Here is a 2,229-nt window from a genome sequence, read left to right as displayed (position 1 = left end):
ACCTCCTTATCTATAGTTTGTCACATTAAAAAGAAACCCAAATACAGAATCGTATTTGAATTTCTTAACTTAATGACATTGAGTCCTAACTACTTATATTTTTTTACATTTCGCCAAATCGTTGTTTGATTACAGTCTAAAAGCTATATAATCTCTTTATAAGATTTGCCCATCAGACGAAATAGAACGATTTGAAGGCGTTTATGATATTTAGCTGTACTAGAGTCTTTTAAAGGTGTTTTGATGACTTGGATTTCTTCTTTAGTTGATTTCATATCACTATTATATAATGCTCTTTTGATTTTGGTCTAGTATTAGATTATTTTTTTCTGTCTCACTTTTGGGGTACAGTACATTTGTGTCTGCTAGTCTTTTGGTTATTATTTCATCTATCCTTGTTAAAAGAAAGAATACTGATTATGAATTTGGGTCATCAAGACTACGGCCATGTAACCCTTTTTCACGTTGGGCTTGGCGTAGTTTTTCTGGTGTAACATCGTTCCCTTCTTCGTCTACAATTTTGATTCCCTCAATGTGGTGACGAACAGTGCGACGATAACCTTCGATGTACTCCTCACGTAGTTTGGCTTGTTCTACTTTTTCTTCTGGGGTCAAGCCTTCTGTTTTTTTCTTTTTGGCAAGCTCGTTAATACGATCAATTTTTTTAGGATCCATTTCTTCTCCTTTGTGATAAGATAAAGCCTGTTTATCAAATTTTATTTAGTGTTAATTTGGTTAAAACGAGCAAACTTAGCTGCTTTCTTGGTTAATTGCGACAAGATTGCCAAACGATTTTGTCGAACAGTCTGATCTTCGGCCATAACCATAGTATTTTCAAAGAAAGCATCAATAACTGGGCTAAGAGCAAAGAGTTGTTTCAATTGTTGACTTGCAGTACCTGATAAAACAAGCGACTCTACAGCTTCTGCCAAAGCTTTCTCTTCTTCATTCTCAAAAAGTGCTGAATCAACTACAACAACTCCTTCTGCCTTATCAGCCAAGTTAAAGGCACGAGAAAGTGATTCAACAGATGGTTTAAAGTCTTCTTCCTTGCTTGCTTCTACGAGAGCACTTGCTGCTTCCAACATATCCGCCACAACAAAGTTTGATCCTGCAAGAACGGCTTCCTTAATATCTTTTGGCGTAGAACCCATCATCTTATCAACACGAGCCTTGATAAAATCCATAACCTCTGCCTTATTTTCATAAGTCAAGCTGTCAAATGTTAGAGCATAAAGGCCATCAATCAGCTCATCCATAGCAATGTGCCAACCAAAGGCATCCAAGATACGAACCACACCTTGGGTCGCACGACGAAGAGCATAAGGGTCATTAGACCCTGATGGAATCAAACCTACTGAGAAGAAGCTCAAAATCGTATCCAATTTGTCTGCAATGGCAAGCACTACACCGACCTTGCTCTCTGGAAGTTCTCCTTCGGCTGAAGTAGGCATGTAGTGTTCACGAATAGCAGCTGCTACCGCTGGAGTTTCCCCAGCAAGAAGGGCATATTTTTCACCCATAATTCCTTGGAGCTCGTCAAATTCACCAACCATCCCAGTCAACAAGTCAAACTTGTAAATGGCTGCTGCACGGGCTAAGTCAATCGTTTCATCCGCTGACAAGCCTGCTTTTTCTGCCAAGAGAATAGCAATCTGACCAGTACGAATCATGTGTTCACTAAGGGAACCAATCTTCTCGTGGAAAGTGACATTGTTTAATTTTTCAACAAGATCTGAAATCACCAATTTTTGGTCTTCACGCCAGAAGAATTCTCCGTCTTCCAAGCGGGCTACCAAAACTTTTTCATTTCCTTTGATGACATTTTCCAAATACTCTGCGTTTCCATTACGAACAGAAATGAAGTTTGGCAAGAGTTTACCGTCTTGATCACGAACAACAAAGTAACGTTGGTGTTCCTTCATCGAAGTCACCAAAACTTCTTCTGGAACTTCAAGGTATTTGGCATCAAAACTTCCCATAAAGGCAGTTGGGTATTCAACCAAGTTCAAGACTTCATTCAGCAAATCCGCATCAATTTCGATGCGTACACCATGATCAGCTTCGATTGCCTTGATTTGGTCAACAATCATTTGCTCACGTTCACGCGGATCTGCGATTACAAACTGCTTACGAAGATCTTCTTCATAGCTAAAGGCTGACTGAATTTTGGTTTCTTTCCCCAAGAAACGATGGCCACGGCTCACACGCCCTCCCTTAATATCAAGG

Annotated in this window: 2 protein-coding genes and 1 pseudogene; all 3 read right to left on the bottom strand. The window is 39.6% G+C overall.

Features of this window, described 5'->3' with window-relative positions:
* Positions 1-146 precede the first annotated feature (146 nt).
* A pseudogene (locus SMIDD26_RS04955) lies at positions 147-275 on the bottom strand (IS630 family transposase); the annotation flags it as partial.
* Between the two features lie 142 nt (positions 276-417).
* Positions 418-675, bottom strand: coding sequence for a DUF896 family protein (locus SMIDD26_RS04950; protein ID WP_050261374.1), 258 nt, complete (start codon positions 673-675; stop codon positions 418-420).
* A gap of 41 nt (positions 676-716) precedes the next feature.
* The coding region (gene glyS, locus SMIDD26_RS04945) for a glycine--tRNA ligase subunit beta (RefSeq protein WP_061439271.1) at positions 717-2,229 on the bottom strand (1,513 nt) is incomplete at its 5' end.

This window comes from Streptococcus mitis (genome assembly GCF_001579035.1).
GTDB lineage: Bacteria > Bacillota > Bacilli > Lactobacillales > Streptococcaceae > Streptococcus > Streptococcus mitis_J.
Note: the sequence above shows the minus strand (reverse complement) of the source record. Positions and strands in the feature narration are given on the sequence as shown.

Bases quoted from the DNA above. Each gene is read 5' to 3' on its own strand.
- SMIDD26_RS04950 (WP_050261374.1), bottom strand. From the start codon at position 675: ATGGATCCTAAAAAAATTGATCGTATTAACGAGCTTGCCAAAAAGAAA.